Source organism: Ancylobacter sp. FA202 (genome assembly GCF_000380205.1).
Lineage (GTDB): Bacteria > Pseudomonadota > Alphaproteobacteria > Rhizobiales > Xanthobacteraceae > Ancylobacter.
This window is the reverse complement of record NZ_KB904818.1, coordinates 4,945,182-4,969,033: the sequence shown is the minus strand read 5'-3', so window position 1 is coordinate 4,969,033 and position 23,852 is coordinate 4,945,182. Positions and strand designations below refer to the sequence as shown.

The window sequence follows — 23,852 nt, the reverse complement described above, 5'->3', positions numbered from 1 at the left end:
GGTGATGCGTTGCGAGCAGCGTGAGCGGCTGGCTCAGGCGGCCTTCTTGGACGCAGAAGCGCCTTCCAGGACGCCCAGGATGTCGGACTCCTTCATGATGAGGTAGTCGACGCCGTCGAGCTTGACCTCGGTGCCCGACCACTTGCCGAACAGCACCCGGTCGCCGGCCGCCACATCGAGCGGCACCAGCTTGCCGGCTTCGTCGCGGGCGCCGGGGCCAACAGCGACGACTTCGCCCTGCGAGGGCTTTTCCTTGGCAGTGTCGGGAATGATGATGCCGCCCGCGGTCTTCTCTTCCGCATCAATACGCTTGACCACGACCCGGTCATGCAGGGGACGGAACTTCATCGGCTCTCTCCAATCGTGAACGATCGTTTGATCCCGCACCGCGCCCGCCCAACCGGATGGTCTGGGGGTATCTCGCGGTGCCGTGCGACATCTAGGCGCCGGGGATAGGGGGCGCAAGGTGCGGGCGGCAAAAAACTGGCAGTCGCGATGAGAGAGTGCCAACGCAAATACCCCCTTCCTGTCAGCACTCCGTCGCGTATGCTGCTAGTGCATTGATATTGAACAGGTATTATCATTTTTAACCTTGCCGCGCGCCGGCAGCGGCTGCACACTCTCTTATCGTCACGAAAGGAGGTTCCACATGACCGATCATGGGGTGTCGTCGCGTGGTGGGCGGTCGCTGCAGGCCACGGGGGAGGGCGCGGGTACCGGCGGGCGCGTGTCGCCGGATTTCCGCCGGCAGCTGGAGGGCTATGGCCTCACCACGGCCCAGATCCTCTACCGGATGCCCGATCATCCGGGAATCCTGCAGACCTTTCTCTGGCAGCATTACGATCTCTGCCCGCATTTCCCGGAGCTGAACCACTTCCTCGCCTTCTGGAAGCGCGAGCTGGAAGGCCCGCTGCATTCGGTGCTGGTGGCGCATTCGCGGCTGATCGGCCCGGCCGAACTGCGCCGGGTGGACGGGGAGTTCCGGCTGAACTGAGACTTGCCGCCTTGCCTGTGTTTTGCGCCTGCTGCCCTCTTCTTGCCGCGCGCGACGTGCTATGAGCGCGGGAACGGGGGCCGGTCCGGCGCCCGAGGAAAGTCAGGCAGCTGGTCACGCCGGTGGATCATCGTTCTCCGCGCACGTCGGAATTGCTCTCGGCGATCGTCACCGCCCATTCGGCGGAACGCATCGGCGTGGGCGAAATCGTGCATGCGCTGCGCAACCGCGCCTTCGGCCTGTCCATCCTGCTGCTCGGCCTGCCGAACTGCCTGCCGATGCCGCCCGGCCTGCCGGTCATCTGTGGCATCCTGCTCTGTCTTGTCGGCGGGCAGATGGTGGTGGGGCGCGACGAATTGTGGCTGCCGCGCTGGCTGGCCAACCGCACCATCTCGCGCGCGCTGTTGGAGAAGATCGTTAACGGCTCGCTCAAGCTGATCCGCCGCTTCGAGGGCTATTCCCGCCCGCGCCTGCCCTATTTTTCCTCGCCCTCCGCCCGCTTCGTGCTGGGCGGGCTGGTGGTGGTGCTCGGCCTGCTGCTGCTACTGCCGATCCCGATCTTCGGCAATCTGCCGCCCGGCATCGCGGTGGTGATTCTCGGCCTCGGTCTGGTCGAGCGCGACGGCGTGTTCATTCTCGCCGGCGTGGTGGCGACGCTGGTCAGCTTCGGCGTCATGGGCCTGCTCAGCTGGCTGCTGTTCCAGGGTGCGCTGGCGGTGTTCTGAAACCGCCGGAAGAGTGAGGCTTCGCAAGTCCTTAGCGGATGCTGGACAGACTGCGTTGCCTCCACCTATTCCTTAACGGAATGAGGTGGGGAGAGTCGCCATGGCGCGAAGCGGGCGGTCCGGGCTGATCGGTATAGGCCTTTATATTGCCGGCATGGGGGCCGTTCTGGCCGCCGACAATGCCTCGCCCGTCCTGCCCGAGCAGCTGCTGCTGGCGACGCCCGGCGAGGAGGTCATCCTCAAGGCCGGCTTCGGCTACACGTGGATCACTGCCAACGAATATGTCTATGAGGACGGCAATCGGATCAGCCGGCTGATCTGGGAGAGCCAGGCGCCCGTCGTAACCGCGGCGCTGAAGGTCGAGCTGGTCGAGAACGTGGTGTTCTCGGCCAATGGCAAGCTGGGCTTCTCCGGCAGTAGCCATATGCGCGACTTCGATTGGGTCGGCTCCTATGTCCGCAGCTATGCGGCGCAAGACTGGACCCACTATTCCACCCACCCCTCCACTTCGCTCGACCATTATGTCGACATCGACGCGGCGCTGGGGCGGCGGTTCACCCTGGGCGAGGGGAGGTTGCTCACCCTGCAGGCCGGGTTCAAATACACCGACATTAAATGGACCGCGAATGACGGCCCTTATCTCTACAGCCGCAACGGCTTCCGCGATACCGCCAAGCTCGACTACACCTCCCTGCCGGCCATTGACTACCAGCAGCGCTATGCGGGTCTCTTCGTCGGGGCCGAGACCGAGCTACGCCACGAGGCGTGGACGCTGACCGCTCTGGTGAAGGGCGGCGTGACCTTCTCCGCCAACGACACCGATCACCATTACTTCCGCCAGCTGCGCTTCGAGGACGATATCGGCACCTTGCCCTTCCTCACCGTTGGGGCGCGGGCGGATTATGCGCTGAGTGCCAGCGCCGGGTTTTATCTCGGGGTGGAGCTCGACACCTATTTCCGCGGCACCGGCGATGCGACCATGTATGACAATGCGATCGGCGAACTGTTGGATGTGTTCAAGGACGGTTCCGGCATGGATTTCCAGGCGACCACTGTCTCGGCCGGGTTCCGGCTGGCGTTCTGAGCCCCTCGTCACCCCCGCCCGACAAAGGGCGCGCTGCTGGCCATGATGGTCATGGTGAGGATGTTGGCGTCGAGCGGCAGGCTGGCCATGTGGGCCACCGCGCGGCCGGCATGGCCGGCATTGAAGGTCGGCTCGACCATGATCTGGCCATTGGGCTGCAGCACGCCGGTCTTCATCTTCGCCGTCATGTCGGTTTCGGCATTGCCGATGTCGATCTGGCCGCAGGCAATGTTGTGGGCCCGCCCTTCCAGCGCCACCTGCTTGGTGAGACCGGTGACGGCGTGCTTGGTCGCGGTATAGGGGCCGGTCAGCGGGCGCGGCGCATGTGCCGAGATCGAGCCGTTATTGATGATGCGCCCGCCCTTCGGGTCCTGCGCCTTCATCAGCCGCATGGCGTGCTGGATGCACAGGAACACGCCGGTGAGGTTCACATTCACCACATGCTGCCAGTCAGCCAGCGGGATATCCTCGATCGGCGTGGCGGGCGACCAGCCGCCGGCATTGTTGAACAGCACGTCGAGCCGGCCGAAACGCTGCTGCACCGCCGCGAACAGTGCCGCCACCGAGGCGGGGTCCGACACGTCGGCGGTGATGGCGTGGCTCTTTCCGCCCATCGCGGCGGCGACCGCCTCCAGCGGCTCGGCCCGGCGCCCGGTGAGCACCACGGTAAAGCCGGCCTCATGGAGGGCGAGCGCGGCGGCCTTGCCGATGCCGGTGCCGGCGCCGGTGACGAGGGCGATGCGGGGGGCGTTCATGCGGAATCTCCCAATGAGCGCGCCGTCGGCCGACGCTCAGGCCTGTGTGCGGATGCCCGGCCGGGGACGGGGGCATCATCCTGTCAAGGTTTCGGGCGCGACAAGGAACCCAACAGCAATTTCGGCGTTATCAAGGCGAACCCCACGTCTTGCAAACCGGAGGGCAAATCATGCCTATTCTGCTCTGGCTTATCGGTATCCCGATTCCGATTATTCTTTTGATCTGGCTTCTCACCTGACGGGTGAAGACGCTTGTCACCTGCCGTTAAACGCAGGTTTTACAAAATGGGTCGTCCGTAATCGTATGCGGGCGGCCCATTTTGCTGTCAAACGCGCCTTCAGCGCCCATAGGGCGGGCGCGGGATCGAGGTGTGGGCGGCCCGCAGCGCCGCCGACCAGCGCTCGCGCAGATCGTGGAAATAGGGCTCGCCCGGCTCGATGCGGTAATTCAGCTCGGCCTGCCCGCCATCGCGGCGCGCCACCAGAATGTCGATCGGCATGCCGACGCCGAGATTCGAGCGCATGGTCGAATCCATCGAGATCAGGCCGGATTTCAACCCGTCATAGAGATCGGTGTCGAAGGTGATGGAGCGGTCCAGCACCGGCTTGCCATATTTGTGCTCGCCGATCTGCAGAAACGGCGTGTCGCTTGTGCATTCGATGAAATTGCCGGCGGCGTAGATCATGAACAGCCGCATGCGCCCGCCATTCACCTGCCCGCCAAACAGGAACGAGACGTCGAAGCGCAGATCCGCTTCCTTCAGCGCCGCGCCGTAGAGGTCATAGACATGGCGCACCGCCCGCCCGACCAGCTGGGTGGCGCGGAACATGCTGCTGCAGGTCGAGAGCGTCTCCTTGGCCCCGGTCTCCGGGTTCTCCAGCCCCTCCTGCAGCGTGCTGATCACCGCCTGCGAGATCGACAGATTGCCGGCGGTGGACAGCGCCAGCACATGGCGGCCCGGCTCCTCGAACACATGGAGCTTGCGGAAGGTCGAGACGTTGTCGAGGCCGGCATTGGTCCTCGTATCGGCGATCATGACGAGGCCGTCACGCACCAGAATGCCGCAACAATAGGTCATGAAAGGCACTTCCCCCATCCGCGCCGGCGCCAGACGGCGCCGCCCCGCGCCCTTATACCGGGCCGCTTTCCTGAGGGGCAACCTCAGCGATGCACGTTAGGCCCCAAACGCTCGGCCTTGGAGCTTCAGGCTTGGGGAGCTTCATCCCTGGAGCCTCAGCCCTGAACCTGGCGGCTCGACTGGTCGACCTTGAGGGCGACGGTGAGGTTTTCATCGCCGCCGCCATAGCGATTGCCCCGCACCGGGGCCGCGCCGAGATAGTCGAGCCCGACGGCGAGCCGCACATAGGCCTCAGTCGGGCACTGGCCCTGCGCGGCATCGAAGCCGATCCAGCCCAGCCCCTCGACATAGGCTTCCGACCAGGCATGCCCGGCCTGATGGCCGGCGCGCTGCGCGACTTCGGCGCCGTCGCCGACGAGATAGCCGCTCACATAGCGCGCCGGAACGCCGATATGGCGGGCGCAGGTGGTGAATATATGCGCGAAGTCCTGGCACACGCCGCGCTTCGCTTTGAAGGCGGCGGCGGCGGTGGTGGAGACATGGGTCGGGTCGTCGTCGAACTCCATCGCCGCAGTGATCGCGTCCATCAGCGCGTGCAGGCGGGCGATTCGGTCGCCGCTGGCGGCCTGCGCCGAGGCGTGCGCGAAGGCGATCAGCTCGGCATCGGCGGTGGTAAGGTCCGAGTTTCGCAGGAAGAAGGTCGGCGGAAAGCGCTCATTGATGCCGCGAATGACGCCGGCGGTGTCCTGCGTCTCGACCTCGCCCTCCACCAGCACGCGCAGCTCCCGGATCGGGCCGTCGAGCGCGAAAGTGTGGGTCAGATTGCCGAAGGCGTCCTGGTGGGCGCGCAGCTGGCAGCCTTCCGAGACGTCGATGCGCCAGGAGACGACATACTGGCCATCATGGTTGCGCGGCGTCAGGCGCAGGGTCTGGATCGCGCCATTGGCCGGCGGATCATAGGTGTAGATGGTCGCGTGATTGACATGGATACGCATGACGCAGGCCGGTTCAGAGCAGGTACTGCTCGTTGACGATGGAGCCGAGGCGGTTGTTCTCGGTCACGAAAGTATCGATGTATTCGTGCAGTCCGGTCTGGAAAATGTCCTCCATGCGGCTGTTGCCGAGCCGGGTCAGGGTCGAGCGCGCCAGCCTCTGCGAGCCGCCCTGGCGGCCGTAATAGGCGGCGATATCGTCGAGATAGCGCGTTATGTTCTGGTAGCAACTGGTCAGCGAGCGCGGCATCTGCGCGTTGAGGATCAGCAAATCCGCCACCAGCCACGGCTTCACGCTCTCGCGGTAGACCCAGTGGAACGAGGTCAGCGCCGACACCGAGCGCAGGATCGAGGCCCATTGGAAGTAGTCGAGCGGCCCGCCAATGTGCTCTGAATCCGGCAGCAGCACATGGTATTTCACGTCGAGAATGCGGGCGGTGTTGTCGGCGCGCTCGACATACATGCCCACGCGCGAGAACCAGAAGGCGTCGTTGCGCAGCATGGTGCGGTAGGCGGCGCCGTCGAAGCGCAGCGAGGTTTCCTTGACGAAGGCCATGAAGCGCGCCAACTCCTCGCGCGTCATGTTTTTGGTGGAATAGCGCTTCAGCTCCAGCCAGGAGGAGTTGATCGTCTCCCACATCTCCATGGTCAGCGCGGTGCGGACCGAGCGGGCATTGGTGCGGGCGATCTCGAAGCAGTTGCGGATCGAGGACGGGTTTTCCGGCGAGAAGGCCAGAAAGGTGATGACGTTCTGCTCGCTGATGTCGTCGCCATACACCGCCTTGAACTGCTCGGCGCAGCCGGCGGTGAGCAGGGCGGAGCGCCACTCATTGGTGGAGCCGCCATAGGCCGCCGGCAACTGGGCGAGACGCTGCGTCACATCGAGGATGCGGGCGAGGCAGTCCGCCCGCTCCATGTAGCGGGACAGCCAGTAGAGATTGTCGGCAGTACGAGAGAGCATGGGACCCGCGTTCTATTTGGCGTTGCGCCAGGCGAGCGTGGCGACGCCCGCCGCGATCAGCAGCGAACCGCCGACCCGGTTGATGATAGCGACCATGCGCGTGTTCTGCACCGCCCCGCGCAGGCGACCGGCGAGCAGCGCGTAGCCGAAGGCATTGGCGGCGGCGAGGACGAGGAAGGTCGCCTCGAAAATCGCCAGCTGGGTGAGGAAGTCCCGCCCCGGATCGAGAAATTGGGGCAGGAACGCCACGAAAAAAGTGATGCTCTTCGGGTTCAGCGCCGTGACCACCCAGGCATGCGCGATCATCGCCCAGGCCGAGCCCGCCGGGCGGGCCTCGCCGAAGCTGGCCGTACCGCCGGCCCGCCAGAGCTTGATGCCGAGCCAGATCAGATAGGCGGCGCCAACCCATTTCAGCGCGGTGAACAGCGTCGCCGAGGTGGCGAGCAGGGCGCCGAGGCCGAGCATGGACAGCGTCATGGCGGTGAAGTCGCCCAGCGCCACGCCGAGCGCGACCGGGAACGCCACCTTGCGCCCCTGTCCGAGCGCATAGGAGACGACGAGCAGAATGGTCGGGCCGGGGATCACCAGCAGGACCGCCGAGGCGGCGATGAAGGCCAGCCATGTTTCAATCGACATCTGCGCTCCCCCTCATTGCATTCCAGAGAGCACCGTCATCCTGAGGTGCGAGCGAAGCGAGCCTCGAAGGATGCTCATCTGGGGCGATATCCCTCAAAGCCCGGCTGCGCCGGGCACCTCAGGATGACGTGGTGTTTTCCGTCCCTAGAACGCCGAACTCAGTTCTCCTCCAGCACCCAGGTGTCCTTGGTCCCGCCGCCCTGGCTGGAATTGACCACCAGCGAGCCGGCCTCCAGCGCCACGCGGGTCAGCCCGCCTGGCACGATGCGCACCTTGTCGGCGCCGGTCAGCACGAAGGGGCGCAGATCGACATGGCGCGGGGCGATGCCTTCCTCGACGAAGGTCGGGCAGGTCGACAGCGCCAGCGTCGGCTGGGCGATGAAATTGTTTGGGTCCTGCTTCAGCTTGGCGCGGAACAGCTCGATCTGCGCCTTGTCGGCGCGCGGGCCGATCAGCATGCCGTAGCCGCCCGAGCCATGCACTTCCTTCACCACCAGCTCGTTGAGATGGTCGAGCACATATTTCAGGTGGTCCGGCTCGCGGCAGCGCCAGGTCGGCACGTTCTTCAGCAGCGGCTCCTCGCCGAGATAGAAGCGGATGATGTCAGGCATATAGCTGTAGACCGCCTTGTCGTCGGCGACGCCGGTGCCGACCGCATTGGTCAGCGTGACGTTGCCGGCATTATAGGCGCTCATCAGCCCCGGCACGCCCAGCGCGCTGTCGGGACGGAAGGTGAGCGGATCGATGAAATCATCATCGAGCCGGCGGTAGATGACATCGACCCGGCGCGGCCCCTCGGTGGTGCGCATGTAGACGATGTCGTTGCGCACGAACAGGTCGCGGCCTTCCACCAGTTCTACGCCCAGCTTGTCGGCGAGGAAGGAGTGCTCGTAATAGGCCGAATTATAGATGCCCGGCGTCAGCACAACGACCGCCGGGTCGCTGTTGGAGGTGCCCGGCGCCAGCGATTTCAGCGTCGCCAGCAATTCGTCGGTGTAGTTTTCCACCGGCGCGACGCGGTTGTCGGCGAACAGCTCCGGGAAGAGCCGCATCATGATCTCGCGGTTCTCCAGCATGTAGGAGACGCCGGAAGGGGTGCGCGCATTGTCCTCCAGCACATAGAACGTGTCGGCGTCGACACGCACCACGTCGATGCCGGCGATGTGCACATATAGGTCGTGCGGCACCTTCTGGCCGTTCATTTCAGGCCGGAAGGCGGGGTTCTGGTAGACGAGGTCCTCCGGCACCACGCCGGCCTTGAGGATCTCGCGCCGGGAATAAATGTCCTTGAGGTACAGGTTCAGCGCCTTGGTGCGCTGTTCCAGCCCCAGCGACAGCCGGCGCCATTCGGTGCCGGTGAGGATGCGCGGGATGATGTCGAAGGGGATCAGGCGCTCCTGGGCATCGCTCTCGCCATAGACGGCGAAGGTGATGCCGATGCGCCGGAATATGAACTCGGCCTCCCGCCGGCGATAGTCCAGCACGTCGGGCGGCACATTGCTCAACCAGCGGGAGAGCGCGGCGTAAGCGGGCCGGATCGAACCGTCCGCATTGGTCATTTCGTCGAAGGCGACGCTCATTGCTGCAAATCTACTCCCCAACTCAGCCAAGTTAGCTACAAAGCTCGTGCCAGCGGAAGGGGAGGAACCCTTCCCGAGGCGATAATTGCGGGATTGCGCACCGATTGCCCGTTTTCAGGGCATCGTGCCCTCGCCTGCGGCGACAAGTGCGGTGAATTGCGGCGGATGGCGGCGTCGTCATCCCGGTGTGGGGGAGAATCGAATGGCGGATGCGGCAGTTTTGGTGACGGCGGCGGTGCTGGTCATCGGTGACGAGATTCTTTCCGGCCGCACCAAGGACCGGAACATCGGCTATATCGCCGAATATCTCACCGCCATCGGCGTCGATGTGCGCGAGGTGCGGGTGGTGCCTGACATCGAGGACGAGATCGTCGGCGCGGTGAACGCGCTGCGCGCCCGCTATACCTATGTCTTCACGACAGGCGGCATCGGCCCCACCCATGACGACATCACGGCGGATTGCGTGGCGAAGGCGTTCGGGGTCGGCATCGACATCGACCCCCGCGCCCGCGCCATGCTGCTGGAGTACATCAAGCCGGAAGACCTCAACGAGGCGCGCCTGCGCATGGCCCGCATCCCGCACGGCGCCGATCTGGTGGAAAACCCGGTCTCCAAGGCGCCCGGCTTCTGGATCGGCAATGTCATCGTCATGGCCGGCGTGCCCACCATCATGCAGGCCATGCTCGACCAGGTGGCGCCGAAGCTGCGCACCGGCATTCGCATGCTGTCGCAGACAGTGCGGGCGGATGCGCGCGAGGGCGATGTCGGCGGGCCGCTCGGCGCCATCGCCCGGGCCCATCCCGAGGTGAGCATCGGCAGCTATCCCTTCATGGCTGAGGATGGGCGGCCGAACACCAATCTCGTGGTGCGCGGCCGCGATCCGGAAAAGCTGGCGGCGGCGGTGGCGGAGGTCGAGGCCATGGTCGCGGCGCTGGCGGCGCGGCCGTGAACCTGCCGGTCCGTTTTTCCCGTGCGAAGCCGGGAATTTCCGCCCGGCGGCACTGGAGAAGGCGCGGCGCTGCCGCTAATGATCGCGGCTGACGTTTCCGCCAGCCTTGCCGGGATTTCGCCTGATGTCCGATGACCGCCAGAACAAGGCCTTTCCGGTCTCCTGGGATCAGTTCCACCGCGACGCGCGCGCCCTGGCGTGGCGCCTGGCCGGCGCCGGCCCGTTCGAGGGCATCGTCTGCATCACGCGCGGCGGGCTGGTGCCGGCGGCGATCGTGGCGCGCGAGCTCGGCCTGCGGATGATCGAGACGGTGTGCATCGCCAGCTATCACGACTACACCAAGCAGGGCGAGATGCAGGTGCTCAAGCCCATCGCCGAGGCGGTGACGGCCGTGGCGGGCGAGGGCGGCAAGGGTCTTCTGGTGATCGACGATCTGGTCGATACCGGCAAGACGGCGCGGCTGGTGCGCGATATGCTGCCCTCGGCGCATTTCGCCACCGTCTACGCCAAGCCGCTCGGCCGGCCGCTGATCGACACCTTCATCACCGAGGTGAGCCAGGATACGTGGATCTATTTCCCGTGGGACATGGGGCTGAGCTTCCAGCCGCCAATCCGCGACGGGGTAGCGTGAGGACAGGACATGCCCGGCAGCAGCACTGAAAACCCGGAAGACGAAAACGACGAAGGCTATGATGCCGCCTTCGACCAGCACCGTGCGGCGCTCTACGACATGCTCATGGAATATGCCGACGATCACGATCTGAGCGACGGCTTCATGGCGGTTCTGGCCTCGGATATCGGCCTTTCCCTGCGCATGGTCGCCTATGCGGCCGAAACCGAGAAGCCCTCGGTCGGCGGGCTGCGTCTCGATCTCGACCGCTACGCCCGCGAGCTGGGCGACAGCGTGCGCGACGCCAAGAAATACGCCGCAGAGTTCATCGCCGAAGCCAAGGCCGCCCAGGAAGCGGACGATGCGGAGGACGACGAGGACGAGGACGAGGACGAGGACGAGGACGAGGACGACACCGGGCCGGACGAGGACGGTTCGGATCGGAACGATCCGGACGGCGACCCGAAAAGCCGGCCGTCCTGAGGCGAGGGGGCCGGCGGGCGCCTCGCCTTTCGGCTTCCCCTGCGCTATGCCCGAGCTGCGGCAAATCGCGCCGCTTAGGGAACCTTACCGATGACCCCCGCGATCATTTCCGGCATTCTTCTCTCGCCGATCACGGCCTTCGTCGCGCGTCTCCTGCTTGTGTTCATGTTCCTCGGCAGCGCCATCGCCAAGATCACCGACTTCGCCGGCGCTGAGGCCGAGATGGCCTATTTCGGCCTCACTCCCCCGTGGCTTTTCGCGGTGGCGACCATCCTTACCCAGCTTGTCGGCGGGCTGTTGATCCTGCTGAACCGGGCGACCTGGTTGGGTGCCGGGGCGTTGGGCCTCTTCACGCTGCTGACCATCCCCATCGCGCACCATTTCTGGACCATGGAGGGCCCGATGGCGCAGATCGAATTCTATTTCGTGGTCGAGCACCTCGCAGTGCTCGGCGGCATGTTGCTGGTCGCCATACTGGCCGAGCGCACGCGCGCGGCCTGACGGCGGCACGGGCCGGGCGCATGCGCGGCCTAACGGTGAAAAGTGTAACGGGAGCCTTCATGAAGACCGCGCTGCGCACGATCGATCCCACCAGCGACGCGGCTATTGCCGCTTCCGTGACGCCGCGTCCCATCGAGGAGATCGGCGACCGGCTCGGCGTGCCGGCCGCCGCGCTGTACCGCTATGGCCCGGACAAGGCGAAGATCGCGCTCGGCTTCGCCCGCGCCGCCGAGGCGAAGGCGGATGGCAAGCTGATCCTCGTTACCGCCATCAACCCGACCCCGGCGGGCGAGGGCAAGACCACCACCACGATCGGCCTCGGCGACGCGCTGGCCCGTGCCGGCAAGCGCGTCGCCATTGCCCTGCGCGAGCCGAGCCTCGGCCCGGTGTTCGGCTCCAAGGGCGGTGCGACCGGCGGCGGCCATGCGCAGATCGTGCCGATGCAGGACATCAACCTGCATTTCACCGGCGATTTCCACGCCATCAGCGCCGCGCATAATCTGCTCGCCGCGGCCATCGACAACCACATCTACTGGGGCAATGCCCTCGATATCGACACCCGCCGTATCAACTGGCGGCGCGTCGTCGACCTCAATGACCGCGCCCTTCGCAGCGTCGTGGTCGGCCTCGGCGGGCCGGGCAACGGCTTCTCGCGCGAGGACGGGTTCGACATCACGGTGGCCAGTGAGGTGATGGCGATCTTCTGCCTCGCCCGCTCGCTGGAAGACCTTGAGGAACGGCTCGGCCGCATGGTGGTGGCGCAGAACCGCGCCCGCCAGCCGATCACCGCCGGCCAGCTGAAAGTGACGGGCGCGATGACCGCGCTGCTGCGCGACGCCTTCCAGCCGAACCTCGTGCAGACGCTGGAAGCGACTCCGGCGGTGGTGCATGGCGGCCCCTTCGCCAACATCGCCCATGGCTGCAATTCGGTGATGGCGACGCGCACCGCGCTCGGCCTCGCCGATTATGTCGTCACCGAAGCCGGCTTCGGCGCCGATCTCGGGGCGGAGAAATTCCTGGACATCAAGTGCCGGCAGGCCGGGCTCACGCCCTCCGTCGTCGTCATCGTCGCTACCGTGCGGGCGCTGAAGATGCATGGCGGCGTGGCGCAGAAGGACCTCGGGCCGGAGAATGTCGCCGCCGTCTCCGCCGGCACCTCCAACCTCGTGCGCCATATCGAGAACATGAAGGCGTTCGGCCTCCCGGCCGTGGTGGCGATCAACCGCTTCACCAGCGACTCGCCGGCCGAGATTGAGGCGATCAAGGCCGCCTGCGCGGCGGTGGGCGCGAGCGTGCATTTGTGCTCGCATTGGGCCGAAGGCTCGGCCGGGGCGATGGGCCTCGCCGAGGAAGTGGTGACGCTGGCCGCCGGCCCCTCCGCCTTCCGCCCGCTCTATGAGAGCGCGCTGCCGCTGGTGCAGAAGATCGAGGCCATCGCCACCCGCATCTACCGCGCCGGCTCGGTGGCGATCGAACCGGGGGCGCTGAAGAAGCTCGCCGAGTTCGAAGCGCAGGGCTATGGCGATTTGCCGATCTGCATGGCCAAGACGCAGTACAGCTTTTCCGCCGACCCCACCCGGCGCGGCGCGCCGGAGGGCTTCACCCTGCCGGTGCGCGATGTGCGCCTCTCCGCCGGCGCCGGCTTCATCGTGGCGCTGTGCGGCGATGTGATGACGATGCCGGGCCTGCCCTCGCGCCCGGCGGCGGAAGACATCTTCGTCGATGAGACCGGCTTCATCGGCGGGGTGTTCTGAGAGCAACTCCGAACGCGGCGGATCGCCACCGCTGAAAGCCTCGCGGGCGTGGCGAAACTGGTAGACGCAACGGACTTAAAATCTCACCTATCTCAATTTGTCATACAAATTATCGTTTAAAATCAAAGACATTGACGGATATTTCTCTTCGTCGTAGCCTGACACAGTCGTGACACAGTCACAGCAGCAGGAGACGAAATAGGGAAAGGGTCTGACACATGGGTGAGAGCCATGAAATCCTGGGCGGTAAAGTCCGGGTCTACAGGCGTGAGAACAGCGGGTATTGGCAGTGCTCCTCCATGCTCGACGGCAAGCGCTGGCGCTTCAGCACCAAGAGTGACAGCCTTGCCCATGCGAAGGAGCTTGCGGAGGACTGGTACTTCCGGCTCCGGTCCGGCCAGAACCCCCGGCAGTTCGAGCGCGATGGCGATCCGGCGGTCCGGCCAGGAGCGAAGACCTTCAAGGAAGCGGCCGACCGGTTCCTGAAGGAGTTCCCGATCATCACGGCTGGCCAACGGAACCTGGACTACGTTAGGAGCAAGGAGGTGGACATCCGTGTCCATCTGAACCCGTTCTTCGGCAAGAAGGCCGTCACGGAGATAACTGCGGGCCTAGTATCCGACTATCGGATGCAACGTATGCAGGACATCGGAAAGAGGGGGAAGCTGATCTCCCGCAGCACCCTGCACAAGGAGATCGTGACCCTCCGCCAGGTGCTGAAGACAGCGCACCGCCAGGGCTGGCTGCCGAACCTTCCCGATATGACGGCGCCTTACAAATCCAGTGGCAAGATCTCTCACCGAGCCTGGTTCTCCCCCGCTGAATATAAAATGCTCTATGAGGCGACCCGGAAGCGGGCTGAGGAACCGCTGAAGAAGCGGTACAAGTGGACGTGCGAGCAGTTGCACGACTACGTCCTGTTCATGGCCAACACCGGTTTGCGGCCTGACGAGGCCAACCGGTTGGAATACCGCGATGTGACCGTGGCGAAGGACAAGGGCACAGGCCAGACCATCCTCGAGATTGAGGTGCGCGGGAAGCGCGGGGTAGGATGGTGCAAGAGCACGCCGCAGGCGGTTCACCCGTTCAAGCGGCTTCTGGCGCGTAACAACCCGAAACCCACCGACTTGCTCTTTCCGGTCAGTCCATCCGGGTTGCTCACTAAGGTCCTGGATGAGCTGGGGCTGAAAACCGACCGCGATGGCAATGCCCGCACCGCTTACAGCCTGCGGCATACCTACATCTGCTTCCGGCTCAGCGAAGGAGCGGACGTGTGGATGATCGCGAAGAACTGCCGCACCAGCGTAGATATGATTGAGAAATTCTATGCTGTGCACATCAAGAATGCGCTTGATGCTTCGGCGATTAATGTGAGGAAGAATAGGATCTCAGCAAAGGCTTCGACAGATAAGATGACAAATTAGGGGTGCGTAGCATTTCCTATTGTCAGAATTGGGTCTGCGAACTATAGGATTTCCTTGTGCGGGCGTGGCGAAATGGCAGACGCAGCGGACTTAAAATCCGCTTCTCTAGGAGAGTACCGGTTCGAGTCCGGTCGCCCGCACCAATTCTTCTTAGGCCCTGAGAGGCTCCGGGGATGATCAGCGGGGCTCCGAGTCGGTCCCCTTCATGCCCTATGCCTAATCTGCCGGTGGGGTCTGCGCCAGTTCCAGGTGGCCGATGAGGCAGGGGCATTCACCTTAACGGCCTTGACCTGAGACCTGCTAGAGCATCTTCGATGAACGCAGAGTCGGTTTGAGGATTCCCGGGTCGTTCGCTGTCTGATTCATTGCTGCTGGTGATTTGCCAGGAGGTGATGATGACGAGGAGCCTGAGTGGCGACCTTCGCGGTCGGTTGATTGCGGCGATCGAAGACGGGGCTTCAACGCGGGAGGCAGCGCGTCGCTTCTCGATCGGGATCTCGACGGCCGGGGCTTGGTATCGCCGCTATCGCGAGACCGGCGAGATGGAAGCGCGCAAGCAGGGCCAGCCGTCGCGCTCGAAGCTCGATGCACATGAGGCCTTCATTCTCGGCCTCATCGAGGAGGTGCCGGACATCACGCTGGCCGAGATCGGGGAGCGCCTTGCAGCCGAGCGCGGCGTGCGGGCCGCCCCCTCGACGGTGTGGCTGTTCCTCGACCGGCGCGACATCACGTTCAAAAAAAGACGGCGCACGCCGCCGAGCAGCAGCGCCCCGATGTCCTGCGCCGCCGCATAGCCTGGTTTGACGGCCAACTTGACCTCGACCCCGCGAGGCTGATCTTCATCGATGAGACCGCGGCATCCACGAAGATGGCCCGCTTGCGCGGCAGGGCGCCATGCGGCGAGCGATGCCGGGCGGCCGTTCCACACGGCCATTGGAAGACGACCACCTTTACCGCCGGCCTGCGACTGGACGGCATGACGGCGCCGATGCTGCTCGACGGACCGATGAACGGTCCGGCCTTCCTGGCCTATGCAGAGCAAGTGCTCGCGCCCGAGCTTCGCCCCGGCGACATCGTGGTCATGGACAATCTGCCCGCTCACAGGATCAGCGGCGTGCGCGAGGCCATCGAGAAGGTCGGCGCGCGGCTCCTGTTCCTGCCGCCCTACTCGCCAGACTTCAACCCCATCGAGATGGCCTTCTCGAAGCTCAAGGCCCTGCTCAGAAAGGCCGCAGCCCGAACCATCGACGAACTATGGTCCGTCGTCGCCGATTGCCTCTCCGCTTTCACGCCAGAGGAATGTCGGCACTATTTCGACGCTGCCGGATATGACCCGGATTAAGTCGAATCTGCTCTAGGACGGCGGCGTCTGGTAAAGCAAGGCCACGCGCCGGCTGCCGCAGGCGGGGCACCGTACCCGTTCGGTCAGGAGCGCCAGTGGCATGTCGCGGCCTCGTGTCACCACCAGGCTGCACATATCCAGCTCGCGCGCCCAGGTGCAGCGCGGCATGTGCTTGCCCTGTTGATTTCCGCGGAGATTTGACCCTGGATTTCCACTGAGAAGTGACCCGGCCGGATGGTGGTCTGTGGTCAGGTGGCGGTCAAGTTCCTGGATTTCTCCTTGGTTGTTTTGGCGGGTTTTGCCGAGCTATTCCGGAAACGGAAACTGTCGTTCCCGGTCTCCAGGATGTGGCAGTGATGGGTAAGGCGGTCGAGCAGGGCCGTGGTCATCTTGGCGTCGCCGAAGACGGTCGGCCATTCGCCGAAGGCCAGATTGGTGGTGATGACGACGCTGGTGCGCTCATAAAGCTTGCTCAGCAGGTGGAAGAGCAAGGCGCCGCCTGATGCGCTGAAGGGCAGATAGCCGAGCTCATCGAGGATGACGAGATCGGAGTGCGCGAGCCTGGTGGCGATCTGTCCGGCTTTTCCCTGGGCCTTTTCCTGTTCGAGGGCATTGACGAGTTCGACGGTGGAGAAGAAGCGGATCCGCTTGTGATGGTGCTCGACGGCCTGAACGCCCAGCGCCGTTGCGATGTGCGTCTTGCCGGTGCCGGGACCGCCGACGAGGACGACGTTATGGGCCTCGTCGAGGAACTCACAGCGGTGGAGCTGGCGAACGAGTGCTTCATTGACCTCGCTGCTGGCGAAGTCGAAGCCATTGAGGTCGCGGTAGGCCGGGAAGCGTGCGGTCTTGAGCTGATAGGCCGTTGATCGGACCTCCCGCTCGGCGGTCTCGGCCTTCAGCAACTGCGATAGGATCGGCATGGCGGTCTCGAAGGCCGGAGAGCCTTGTTCCGTCAGTTCGCTAACGGCTTGGGCCATGCCGTGCATCTTGAGGCTGCGCAACATGATGACGATAGCCCCGCTGGCCGGATTATGACGCATGGCGCACCTCCCTGGCCCGCCGCAGGGCGTCATAGCGTTCGACGTTGGCCTGCGGTTCGGTGGTCAGCGTGAGGGCCTGAGGGGCGTCGATCGTTGGTGTGGTCAGCGGCGTACCATCGATCAGTCGGTGCAGAAGGTTGAGGATGTGGGTCTTGGTCGGCACGCCGGCCTTGCATGCCAACTCGACGGCCGTGAGCACGACCTGTTCGTCATGCTGCAAGACCAGGGACAGGATCTCGACCATCTCGCGGTCGCCACCCGGTGTTTTGAGCAGATGTTGCTGGAGGGAACGGAAGGCAGTTGGCATCTCGGCGAAGGGAGCCCCGTTCCGCAGGGCTCCGGGTTTGCGCTGGACGACCGCCAGATAGTGCCGCCAGTCGTAGATCGTCTGGCTCTGGCGATCATGAGATCGGACAAAGGCTCGGCGATGCTCGCAGATCGCGTGCCCCTCGGCGACGATGACGATCCGGTCGGGATAGACGCGCAAGCTGACGGGTCGATTGGCGAAGGACGCCGGCACGCTGTATCGATTGCGCTCCAGATGAACCAAGCAGGTTGGCGTCACCCGTTTGGTGTGCTCGACGAAGCCGTCGAAGGGGCGGGGCATCGCCATAAGGTGCCGGACCTCTTCGGCCCACACATCGGCGATCGTACCGGGTTGCGAGCCATGCTCGATCTGTGACCACAACTCCCGGCATCGCTTCTCCAGCCAGTCATTCAAGGCTGCCAGGGACGGGACGTTGGGCAGGGGCTGCCAGAGCCGATGGCGGGCATCCTGTACGTTCTTCTCGATCTGCCCCTTCTCCCAGCCCGAGGCCGGATTGCAAAACTCGGCCTCGAACAGGAGGTGGCTCACCATGGCCGAGAAGCGGATGTTGACCTGGCGCTGCTTGCCACGGCCGACCTTGTCGACGGCCGTTTTCATGTTGTCGTAAATGCCCCGCCGCGGCACGCCGCCGAAAACCCGGAAGGCGTGGTTATGGGCATCGAACAGCATCTCATGGGTCTGGAGTGGGTAGGCGCGCAGCATGAAGGCGCGGCTGTAGGACAGCTTCACATGAGCGACCTGCAGCTTGGTGCGCTCGCCGGCGATGATCGCCCAGTCCTCAGACCAGTCGAACTGGAAGGCCTCTCCGGGCACAAAAGCCAGCGGCACGAAGGTGCCGCGGCCGCTGGTCTGCTGCTCGCGCAGCCGGGCTGCCTTCCAGTCCCGGGCGAAGGCCGCCACCCGATTGTACGATCCCTCATAGCCCAGCGTCACAAGATCGGCGTGCAGCTGCTTCACCGTGCGCTTGTGCTTACGCGACTCGCCAGCCTCGACCTGCAGCATCGCCGCAAGCTTGTCGGCATAGGGATCGAGTTTGCTCGGCCGGTCAGGAGCCTGAAACTGCGGCTCGACGCTGTCCGCCCGCAGATACTTGCGCACGGTGTTCCTCGAGAGGCCGGTGCTGCGGGATATCTCTCGGATCGAGCGACGATCCCGATGATGCCAGCGTCTGATGACGCTCAATAACTCCATGTCGATCACTCCGCTGTCCCCCGCGTAGCCCGCGTGAGACGTGGTGAAAACATGGGTCACTTCTCGATGGAAAAATCCCCGGCAGACGGGTCAGATCTCAATGGAATTCAACACTGCGGCGGCTCGTCGCCGCATCCAATGAGTATGACCCGGCCGGAGTGGGGTTCGCGGGCCAGTTCTACCGTCACGGCGTCGCTCCCCAGCGTCCATAGAGGTCGGCGAACAGCTCGCAGCGATAATAGGGCAGCAGCGTCGCCAGGGCCGCACGGCGGTTGCGCATCATCACCAGCTGAAGCTGAGGCGGCATTGCACGGATGTCGGCCGCCGAGGCGACCGGATCGGTCTTGAACCGCACATTCTCGGTGGTCGTGGTGCCGAAGCTGGAACTGGTGTTGTCGCCATAGGTGCGGTCCCAACTGCCAAAACTCGTGCTCGACGAGGTGCCGTCACTGTTCTGCTCGGAGTAGGAGCGGGTCTCGTAGCTATGCTCATACTCGCCGGTGTTGCCGAGCTGGCGGGCCAAGAGTTCGGCCAGATCCGGGTCGCTCACCCCGAAATAGCAGGCCGCCCCGGCGTTGGAGATGAAGGTCGACCAGTTGTCGCCGTAGAGGTCCTTGAGCTGGCCGATGCTCTGGGCGAAGGTCCACAGCTGCACGCCGTAACCGGCGAGGTAGGCGACGCCGTTCTCGATCGGCGGCATGGAGCCGAGCGCGGGAAACTCGTCCAGCAGAAACAGGACCGGGCACGGCGGATGCGGGCGCCAGCCGGGCTCGTCGGTCCAGGCACCGGGGCGGGTGAGCTCGATGGCGGCAAGGCCCACAATCATGCGCAGCAGCGGGCTGTAGTCGCGCAGGTACTCCGGCGGAATGATCAGGTAGATGGTGGTCGGTGCGGGCAGTTGGTCCAGCGGGCGGCACATGCTCGCCTTCAGCTCGGAGAACTGGAAACTGCTCTGCATGGTCGCCCGCTGCAACCGCTCGGAGAGCCAGATGTTCATGGTCGCGCGGCAGGTGGAGAGGATGCCTGCGCGGACCTTCGCGTCGTGGTCGAGAAAGGTGTTGAGCATTGAGATCAGCACCGTGTTGTGACGGCGCGTGGCCGCCTCGCCCATGGTGTTCAGGCTCTCGTCGAACGCGGACTCGCGTTCATCCCGGCGGCTCTCTGCGGCGGGGATGAAGCGCGAAGGGAACAGTAGTTGCACCACCCGCAGCATGCAGCGCATGGGATCGCCCGGCGCATAGGTGGTGGCGACGTAGTACAGCAGCGTCGTGGCGAGGTTGCGCGCCTCAAGATCCCAGAACTCCTGGCGCGGCCGGGCCGGCACCAGCATCTCCGAGAGCAGGCGCACATCGTCAAAGGTGTAGGAGGTCGGGCTGCCGTCGGCCTCCACGCGGATGAAGTCGAACGGGTTATAGGTGTCGGAATATTCGTCGAAGGGGGCAAACTTGATGACGCGCGCCCCGGGGAACATGGCCGCGCGGTGTTCCGCGGTGATGGCGTAGTTCTCCCCCTTGATGTCGATGACCAGGCAACTGCCGCCATAGGTCAGCAGGTTGGGGATGATCTGGCCCGCCCCCTTCCCGGTGCGGGTCGGCGCGATGGTCAGCAGGTGGCCATCCTCATTGAACTGCAGGATGCCGGCCTCACGCGAGGCGCCGTTGCCGCCGTCTTCCGTGATCACCCCCAGAAAGGGCCGGTGCATGCCGGGATAGTCACGGACCAGCGGCTCGCCGCGTTGACCGCCGCGCATGGCGCGCCCTTCGGAGGGCGTCAGGAAGCAGCTGAGGCGTTCGCGGCCCCATGGCAGACTGACGTGCCAGCGTGAGCGCCAATAATCACGCCAGAGGTCTGAGAACGCGTCTGCGGTGGGTGCCAGCAGCGCGCCCTTCATGGCGAGGTCCTCTCGACTGCGGCTTCGGGGGTGCCAGCTGCGGTCTCAGAAACGGCATCCTCGCGGGGCGCTTCCCGCAATCCCCAGAGCACCGCGAAGCGGTTCTCGTGGGCGATGGCCGCCTGTTGGGTGATTTCGTCCTCGAGCTTGGTGCGCAGGGCCTCTTGAGCCTGATTGGCCGCGAGGACATCGTGCCGCAGCCGCGCCACCGAGAACCACAACCAGTCCTGCGGCGGGCCGGTCAAGGCTGCGAACAGGTAGCCGAGCGCATCCGCGGGGTAGGGTTGGAGCACATCGAGGGGAAAATCGAAGTCCTTGAAGCCATAGCGCATGCAGCGGAACACGCCGGTTTGCTTGATGTCCGGCCGGGGCGGTCGGGAGATGACGATTGGGCGCTGTTCGGGGTCAAGGCCAAGATAGGCGTCGATCAACGGCGAGCGCAGGCTTGGGTTGCGTTCAAGTTGTGCCGACGCACTGGCCCAATGCCCATCCCAATCGAGGATGATCGGGTAGCGCGGACGCAGGCGGGCATGGACCTGTTCCAGTAGCTTCGTCGAGGAACCGCGATAGCGGAGCGGAAAGTCGTTAAACAGACGGATGGGCCAGGGCTCATCGGCTCCCGGCGACGGATCGAACAGGATCAGCCGCCAGTTCATGTCCTCGAAACGGGTATAGGCCGGGTTTGCGGGCGGAAACTCATCGGCTCCGCGAAGGTCGGGCGCGATCTCCCCGTCCACGGGTTCGATGTTGCCGAAGAGCGGCAGAAGCGCCAGCAACGGTTCAGGTGGCGGCACTGGGAGTGGCGGTGGCTCGATCGGAGACTGTGCTCTTTTGCTCCGCGTGCTCGTCCACCAGACCAGCGCCGCGAACAGGATGATAAGGACTGCACCTAATCCCCAAGTCAGCATCCGCCACCTCGCCTGACGTTTGCTCAAGTCTTCCGAGGTATTGGGGTCTGGTCAAGCTAGAACCACCGATCTAGCATTGAAACTGCGCCGGGGTGCGGGTTATTGCGCGCTGTACGGCGTGAAATCCTTGATGGAGGGCCGTTCATGGGCATTGACGACGTCAATCATGAACTCCGCAAGCGTCTCAACAGCGCGCGTGCGGATCTGGCCGAGGCGCGGGCGAGCTATTCCATTGCCGTGTTCCAGGCCTACCAGAAGCCCGAAGCTGCCGAGCAAGGCATGCAGGATTACTTCAATCGCCATGGCAAGGATGCGCTTGTTCGCGCTTTGGCTGAAAACCCCGAGCAGTTTGGCGTCCGACAGGGCCATGCCCTGACAAAGGACGGCTGGAAGGCGGGGGCGCCCGAACGTGAAGTGAAGGCCAAGGAATCTCTGCGCAGCTTGGCCGACAAGGTCGAGGTGGTTGCCCAGTGCCACGAGCGCGTGAAAGCACTCCACGAAAGCATTGAGCCGGAAATCCCGGAGATCAACCGGCAGCGCAGCCGAGGTGGGCCGGAGCGCTGACCGGCGTCGACCTTCATCCGCGATGCCGCAGCCTCGGCTCCATGCCAAGAGCCCTTCCCTGGTTCCGGATCATGAAGACGACGGTATCCGGCGCCGTCCCCACCGCGACTACCTCATCTTCTACCGCATCGAACCGGCCGCCGTGGAGATACTTCATATACTGCATGGCGCCCAGGACTTCGAAGATGTGCTGTTCCCCGACGATTAACCGGCGCGGCCAGCTGCTGGAATTGTCCCTGCTCATCGTCGGGTTCCCCTCCGCCTAGGTTGTAGCCCGTCCGATGACTGACATCCTATCCGGCGCGCATGAGCCTGAAAGGCGGCGGGGCAGAACGTGTGTCTTGCGGCGCGTTCTCCCGCTTCAAGAGGGGCGTGGACCCGTTCCGGCGCTTGCCGGCGCATGCGACCGCGCCGAAGCTGATCGTGTAATCGCGCTCCCGTTTCCACGGCGCCGTTCCAGATCGACGTGCCGATACCCTCCCCATTGACCTTGTGCTCCGCCGGAGCGGGTTCCTTCAGGTTCTCCTGAGGGGCCGGGCCGTCCTGCGGCTCGGTTGGTCAGGTGTGCGACGGGGCGGTGCCCCGATCAAGCGCCTGCCCGCTCCTTCGCATGCGCTCCCGTGTTGTCGCTTGACCTTGGCGCGCCCTGTCGGGCTGCCGCCGCCATCGCTTCCGTGTCACCCGACCGGCCGCGATGGAGCGGCCGGCGAACCCAAAAGGAGAATGCACATGAAGAAACCCGCCTCAAACCGTCCGAGCCACGCGGTCTATGTCGTGGAAGGCGAGGGCGAAAACGCCTTCTGGACCAAAATCGGCGCCGCCTGGATGCACGATGACGGCGAGGGCTACAACATCCAGCTCACCGCCATGCCGCTGAACGGCCGGCTGGTGGTGCGCAAGCCCAAGCCCCCGACCGAGGAGGCGGCGCGATGAGCGCCGCCCGCATCCGCGAACTGAACGATGCGTTCCGGGCGTCATTCGTGGGCGGCCGGATCATGCTGACCGCTGGGGTGGATGCCCTCGCGGTTCCGGAAAAGGCGCAACTGCTCGAGGGTGTCCGTGGGTTCACCGCGTTCGACAAGGATAACGATCCGCACCACGAGCACGACTTCGGCGCGCTGGAGGTAGCGGGTGTGCGCTACTTCTGGAAGATCGACTACTACGACCTGGCGCTCACCTACGGCTCGCCTGATCCGGCGGATGTTGCCGTGACCACCCGCGTGCTGACCATCATGCGCGCCGACGAGTACTGAGCAAAGCCGCCTCTCTGGAGGCGGCTTCGTGCTGTCGGTAGAGAGAGATAGGTCAGTCGCGGCAGCACGTTCGAGCAACCTGCGGCTGGCGAAGACATTCACGCAGCGGGAGAACGATTCGTTCCTGGAGGATACATCCGTTGAACATTAAGAATAATTGTTATATGTCTACATAAATTATGGTTTGCATTTTAAATTTATTAATTTGAACGAGGATCACATATATCGAACGCGGTTATAAAATCAATTTCACACTGACCGCCGGCTTCTATGACCGAGGCCCGTACTAGTGTATTTGGCAGTTCTTGTATCATATAGACACGATTGACTGACCCTCGAAATATTGACGCTCAAAGTTGTTTCATTTTAGTATCAGGCGGAAGCGCGCCGCGAATATTCACAAACTGGCGCTTTGCAGCCATTTTTGATGTATTGATATCGCTATCGTGTTTTTTTTTAGGAATTCGCCGCAAGGAATGTTCCTATTGTCAGACGTGACGTTCGACCGCAACACGCGGCTCACAGCTACCAAATACGCGCGTGTATCGCTTCTCGCCTGATCAAGAAGGCGATCAGGCTGGAAAGCCCTAATGTTTTCGACAATCCCGCGCGCATTTGTCTTGATTTTCGCAATGCTATCCCCACCCTCCATCCAGGATGGGCGATCGTCCGTCACAGGTAGCCCGCGTAGCTCTTCTCCCGAAGCAAGGGCCGCCGCGTCGGGAGTCGCCTGGGGCACACGCTGGTACCGGACGACAAGCGCCACGTCCGACGGTGTCATAGAAATAAACATAGCCCTTATCAG

The 23,852-nt window shown here is 64.2% G+C and carries 25 protein-coding genes and 1 tRNA gene; 15 read left to right on the top strand and 11 right to left on the bottom strand.

Annotation, left to right across the window (positions count from 1 at the left end; genetic code table 11):
- Positions 1-33 precede the first annotated feature (33 nt).
- Complete coding sequence (groES, locus tag A3M1_RS0123130; RefSeq protein WP_018391368.1) at positions 34-348, bottom strand: co-chaperone GroES; 315 nt, start codon at positions 346-348, stop codon at positions 34-36.
- A 301-nt stretch (positions 349-649) separates the two neighbouring features.
- Here groES and A3M1_RS0123125 point away from each other — a divergent pair, with 301 nt between their 5' ends.
- From A3M1_RS0123125 to A3M1_RS0123115, 3 genes are all read left to right on the top strand, one after another.
- On the top strand, positions 650-994 hold the full coding sequence (locus A3M1_RS0123125) for an usg protein (protein ID WP_018391367.1): 345 nt from the start codon (positions 650-652) through the stop codon (positions 992-994).
- Positions 995-1,116: 122 nt separating this feature from the next.
- Positions 1,117-1,719 (top strand): exopolysaccharide biosynthesis protein, encoded by a 603-nt coding sequence (locus A3M1_RS0123120; protein ID WP_245261839.1) that lies wholly within the window; start codon positions 1,117-1,119, stop codon positions 1,717-1,719.
- Between the two features lie 100 nt (positions 1,720-1,819).
- On the top strand, positions 1,820-2,803 hold the full coding sequence (locus A3M1_RS0123115; protein WP_018391365.1) for an omptin family outer membrane protease: 984 nt from the start codon (positions 1,820-1,822) through the stop codon (positions 2,801-2,803).
- Between the two features lie 8 nt (positions 2,804-2,811).
- Here A3M1_RS0123115 and A3M1_RS0123110 read toward each other — a convergent pair whose 3' ends face one another.
- The 6 genes from A3M1_RS0123110 to A3M1_RS0123085 form a co-directional block, all read right to left on the bottom strand.
- Positions 2,812-3,558, bottom strand: a complete 747-nt coding sequence (locus tag A3M1_RS0123110; RefSeq protein WP_018391364.1) for an SDR family oxidoreductase — start codon at positions 3,556-3,558, stop codon at positions 2,812-2,814.
- A 338-nt stretch (positions 3,559-3,896) separates the two neighbouring features.
- Positions 3,897-4,637 carry a peptidase gene (locus tag A3M1_RS0123105; protein WP_018391363.1) on the bottom strand — a complete coding sequence of 247 codons (741 nt, stop codon included), beginning with the start codon at positions 4,635-4,637 and terminating at the stop codon, positions 3,897-3,899.
- A gap of 155 nt (positions 4,638-4,792) precedes the next feature.
- On the bottom strand, positions 4,793-5,632 hold the full coding sequence (locus A3M1_RS0123100; RefSeq protein ID WP_018391362.1) for a transglutaminase family protein: 840 nt from the start codon (positions 5,630-5,632) through the stop codon (positions 4,793-4,795).
- 13 nt (positions 5,633-5,645) lie between these two features.
- Complete coding sequence (locus A3M1_RS0123095; protein ID WP_018391361.1) at positions 5,646-6,590, bottom strand: alpha-E domain-containing protein; 945 nt, start codon at positions 6,588-6,590, stop codon at positions 5,646-5,648.
- Between the two features lie 12 nt (positions 6,591-6,602).
- Positions 6,603-7,226, bottom strand: coding sequence for a LysE family translocator (locus A3M1_RS0123090; RefSeq protein WP_018391360.1), 624 nt, complete (start codon positions 7,224-7,226; stop codon positions 6,603-6,605).
- Between the two features lie 158 nt (positions 7,227-7,384).
- Positions 7,385-8,806, bottom strand: coding sequence for a circularly permuted type 2 ATP-grasp protein (locus A3M1_RS0123085; protein WP_018391359.1), 1,422 nt, complete (start codon positions 8,804-8,806; stop codon positions 7,385-7,387).
- A 202-nt stretch (positions 8,807-9,008) separates the two neighbouring features.
- Between A3M1_RS0123085 and A3M1_RS0123080 the strand changes: the two genes are divergently transcribed.
- From A3M1_RS0123080 to A3M1_RS26115, 8 genes are all read left to right on the top strand, one after another.
- On the top strand, positions 9,009-9,755 hold the full coding sequence (locus A3M1_RS0123080; RefSeq protein WP_018391358.1) for a molybdopterin-binding protein: 747 nt from the start codon (positions 9,009-9,011) through the stop codon (positions 9,753-9,755).
- Between the two features lie 124 nt (positions 9,756-9,879).
- Complete coding sequence (gene gpt / locus A3M1_RS0123075) at positions 9,880-10,386, top strand: xanthine phosphoribosyltransferase (protein WP_018391357.1); 507 nt, start codon at positions 9,880-9,882, stop codon at positions 10,384-10,386.
- A 9-nt stretch (positions 10,387-10,395) separates the two neighbouring features.
- Complete coding sequence (locus tag A3M1_RS0123070; RefSeq protein ID WP_018391356.1) at positions 10,396-10,848, top strand: hypothetical protein; 453 nt, start codon at positions 10,396-10,398, stop codon at positions 10,846-10,848.
- Between the two features lie 90 nt (positions 10,849-10,938).
- Positions 10,939-11,349 (top strand): DoxX family protein, encoded by a 411-nt coding sequence (locus A3M1_RS0123065; RefSeq protein ID WP_018391355.1) that lies wholly within the window; start codon positions 10,939-10,941, stop codon positions 11,347-11,349.
- A gap of 59 nt (positions 11,350-11,408) precedes the next feature.
- Positions 11,409-13,103, top strand: a complete 1,695-nt coding sequence (locus tag A3M1_RS0123060; RefSeq protein WP_018391354.1) for a formate--tetrahydrofolate ligase — start codon at positions 11,409-11,411, stop codon at positions 13,101-13,103.
- A gap of 218 nt (positions 13,104-13,321) precedes the next feature.
- Complete coding sequence (locus A3M1_RS0123055; RefSeq protein ID WP_018391353.1) at positions 13,322-14,527, top strand: hypothetical protein; 1,206 nt, start codon at positions 13,322-13,324, stop codon at positions 14,525-14,527.
- 58 nt (positions 14,528-14,585) lie between these two features.
- Positions 14,586-14,670 (top strand) — tRNA-Leu (locus A3M1_RS0123050).
- A gap of 252 nt (positions 14,671-14,922) precedes the next feature.
- Positions 14,923-15,869 (top strand): IS630 family transposase gene (locus A3M1_RS26115; RefSeq protein WP_085930261.1). Its coding sequence is split into 2 segments (ribosomal slippage): positions 14,923-15,262 and positions 15,262-15,869, totalling 948 coding nucleotides; the frame shifts between segments, so codons are not numbered across the junction.
- A gap of 248 nt (positions 15,870-16,117) precedes the next feature.
- On the opposite strand, the gene istB is transcribed toward A3M1_RS26115, so the two are convergent.
- The 4 genes from istB to A3M1_RS0123020 form a co-directional block, all read right to left on the bottom strand.
- Entirely contained in the window at positions 16,118-16,912 is a 795-nt protein-coding gene (gene istB / locus A3M1_RS0123035) for an IS21-like element helper ATPase IstB (protein ID WP_018391351.1), read from the bottom strand.
- A complete protein-coding gene (gene istA / locus A3M1_RS0123030; protein ID WP_026221262.1) occupies positions 16,902-18,431 on the bottom strand; it encodes an IS21 family transposase in 1,530 nt (509 codons plus the stop codon). Before istA ends, istB begins: the two co-directional genes overlap by 11 nt.
- 184 nt (positions 18,432-18,615) lie before the next feature.
- Entirely contained in the window at positions 18,616-20,181 is a 1,566-nt protein-coding gene (locus tag A3M1_RS0123025; protein ID WP_245261837.1) for a type IV secretory system conjugative DNA transfer family protein, read from the bottom strand.
- 137 nt (positions 20,182-20,318) lie between these two features.
- Entirely contained in the window at positions 20,319-21,098 is a 780-nt protein-coding gene (locus tag A3M1_RS0123020) for a hypothetical protein (protein ID WP_018391349.1), read from the bottom strand.
- Between the two features lie 276 nt (positions 21,099-21,374).
- Between A3M1_RS0123020 and A3M1_RS0123015 the strand changes: the two genes are divergently transcribed.
- The 4 genes from A3M1_RS0123015 (at position 21,375) to A3M1_RS0123000 (ending at position 23,047) form a co-directional block, all read left to right on the top strand.
- Entirely contained in the window at positions 21,375-21,794 is a 420-nt protein-coding gene (locus A3M1_RS0123015) for a hypothetical protein (protein ID WP_018391348.1), read from the top strand.
- 22 nt (positions 21,795-21,816) lie between these two features.
- On the top strand, positions 21,817-22,002 hold the full coding sequence (locus A3M1_RS25270) for a type II toxin-antitoxin system RelE/ParE family toxin (RefSeq protein ID WP_051087037.1): 186 nt from the start codon (positions 21,817-21,819) through the stop codon (positions 22,000-22,002).
- Between the two features lie 521 nt (positions 22,003-22,523).
- Positions 22,524-22,727: a hypothetical protein gene (locus A3M1_RS0123005; protein WP_018391347.1), complete on the top strand. Its 204-nt coding sequence runs from the start codon at positions 22,524-22,526 to the stop codon at positions 22,725-22,727.
- Positions 22,724-23,047, top strand: coding sequence for a DUF3768 domain-containing protein (locus tag A3M1_RS0123000; RefSeq protein ID WP_018391346.1), 324 nt, complete (start codon positions 22,724-22,726; stop codon positions 23,045-23,047). Before A3M1_RS0123005 ends, A3M1_RS0123000 begins: the two co-directional genes overlap by 4 nt.
- The last annotated feature ends 805 nt before the right edge of the window (positions 23,048-23,852 follow it).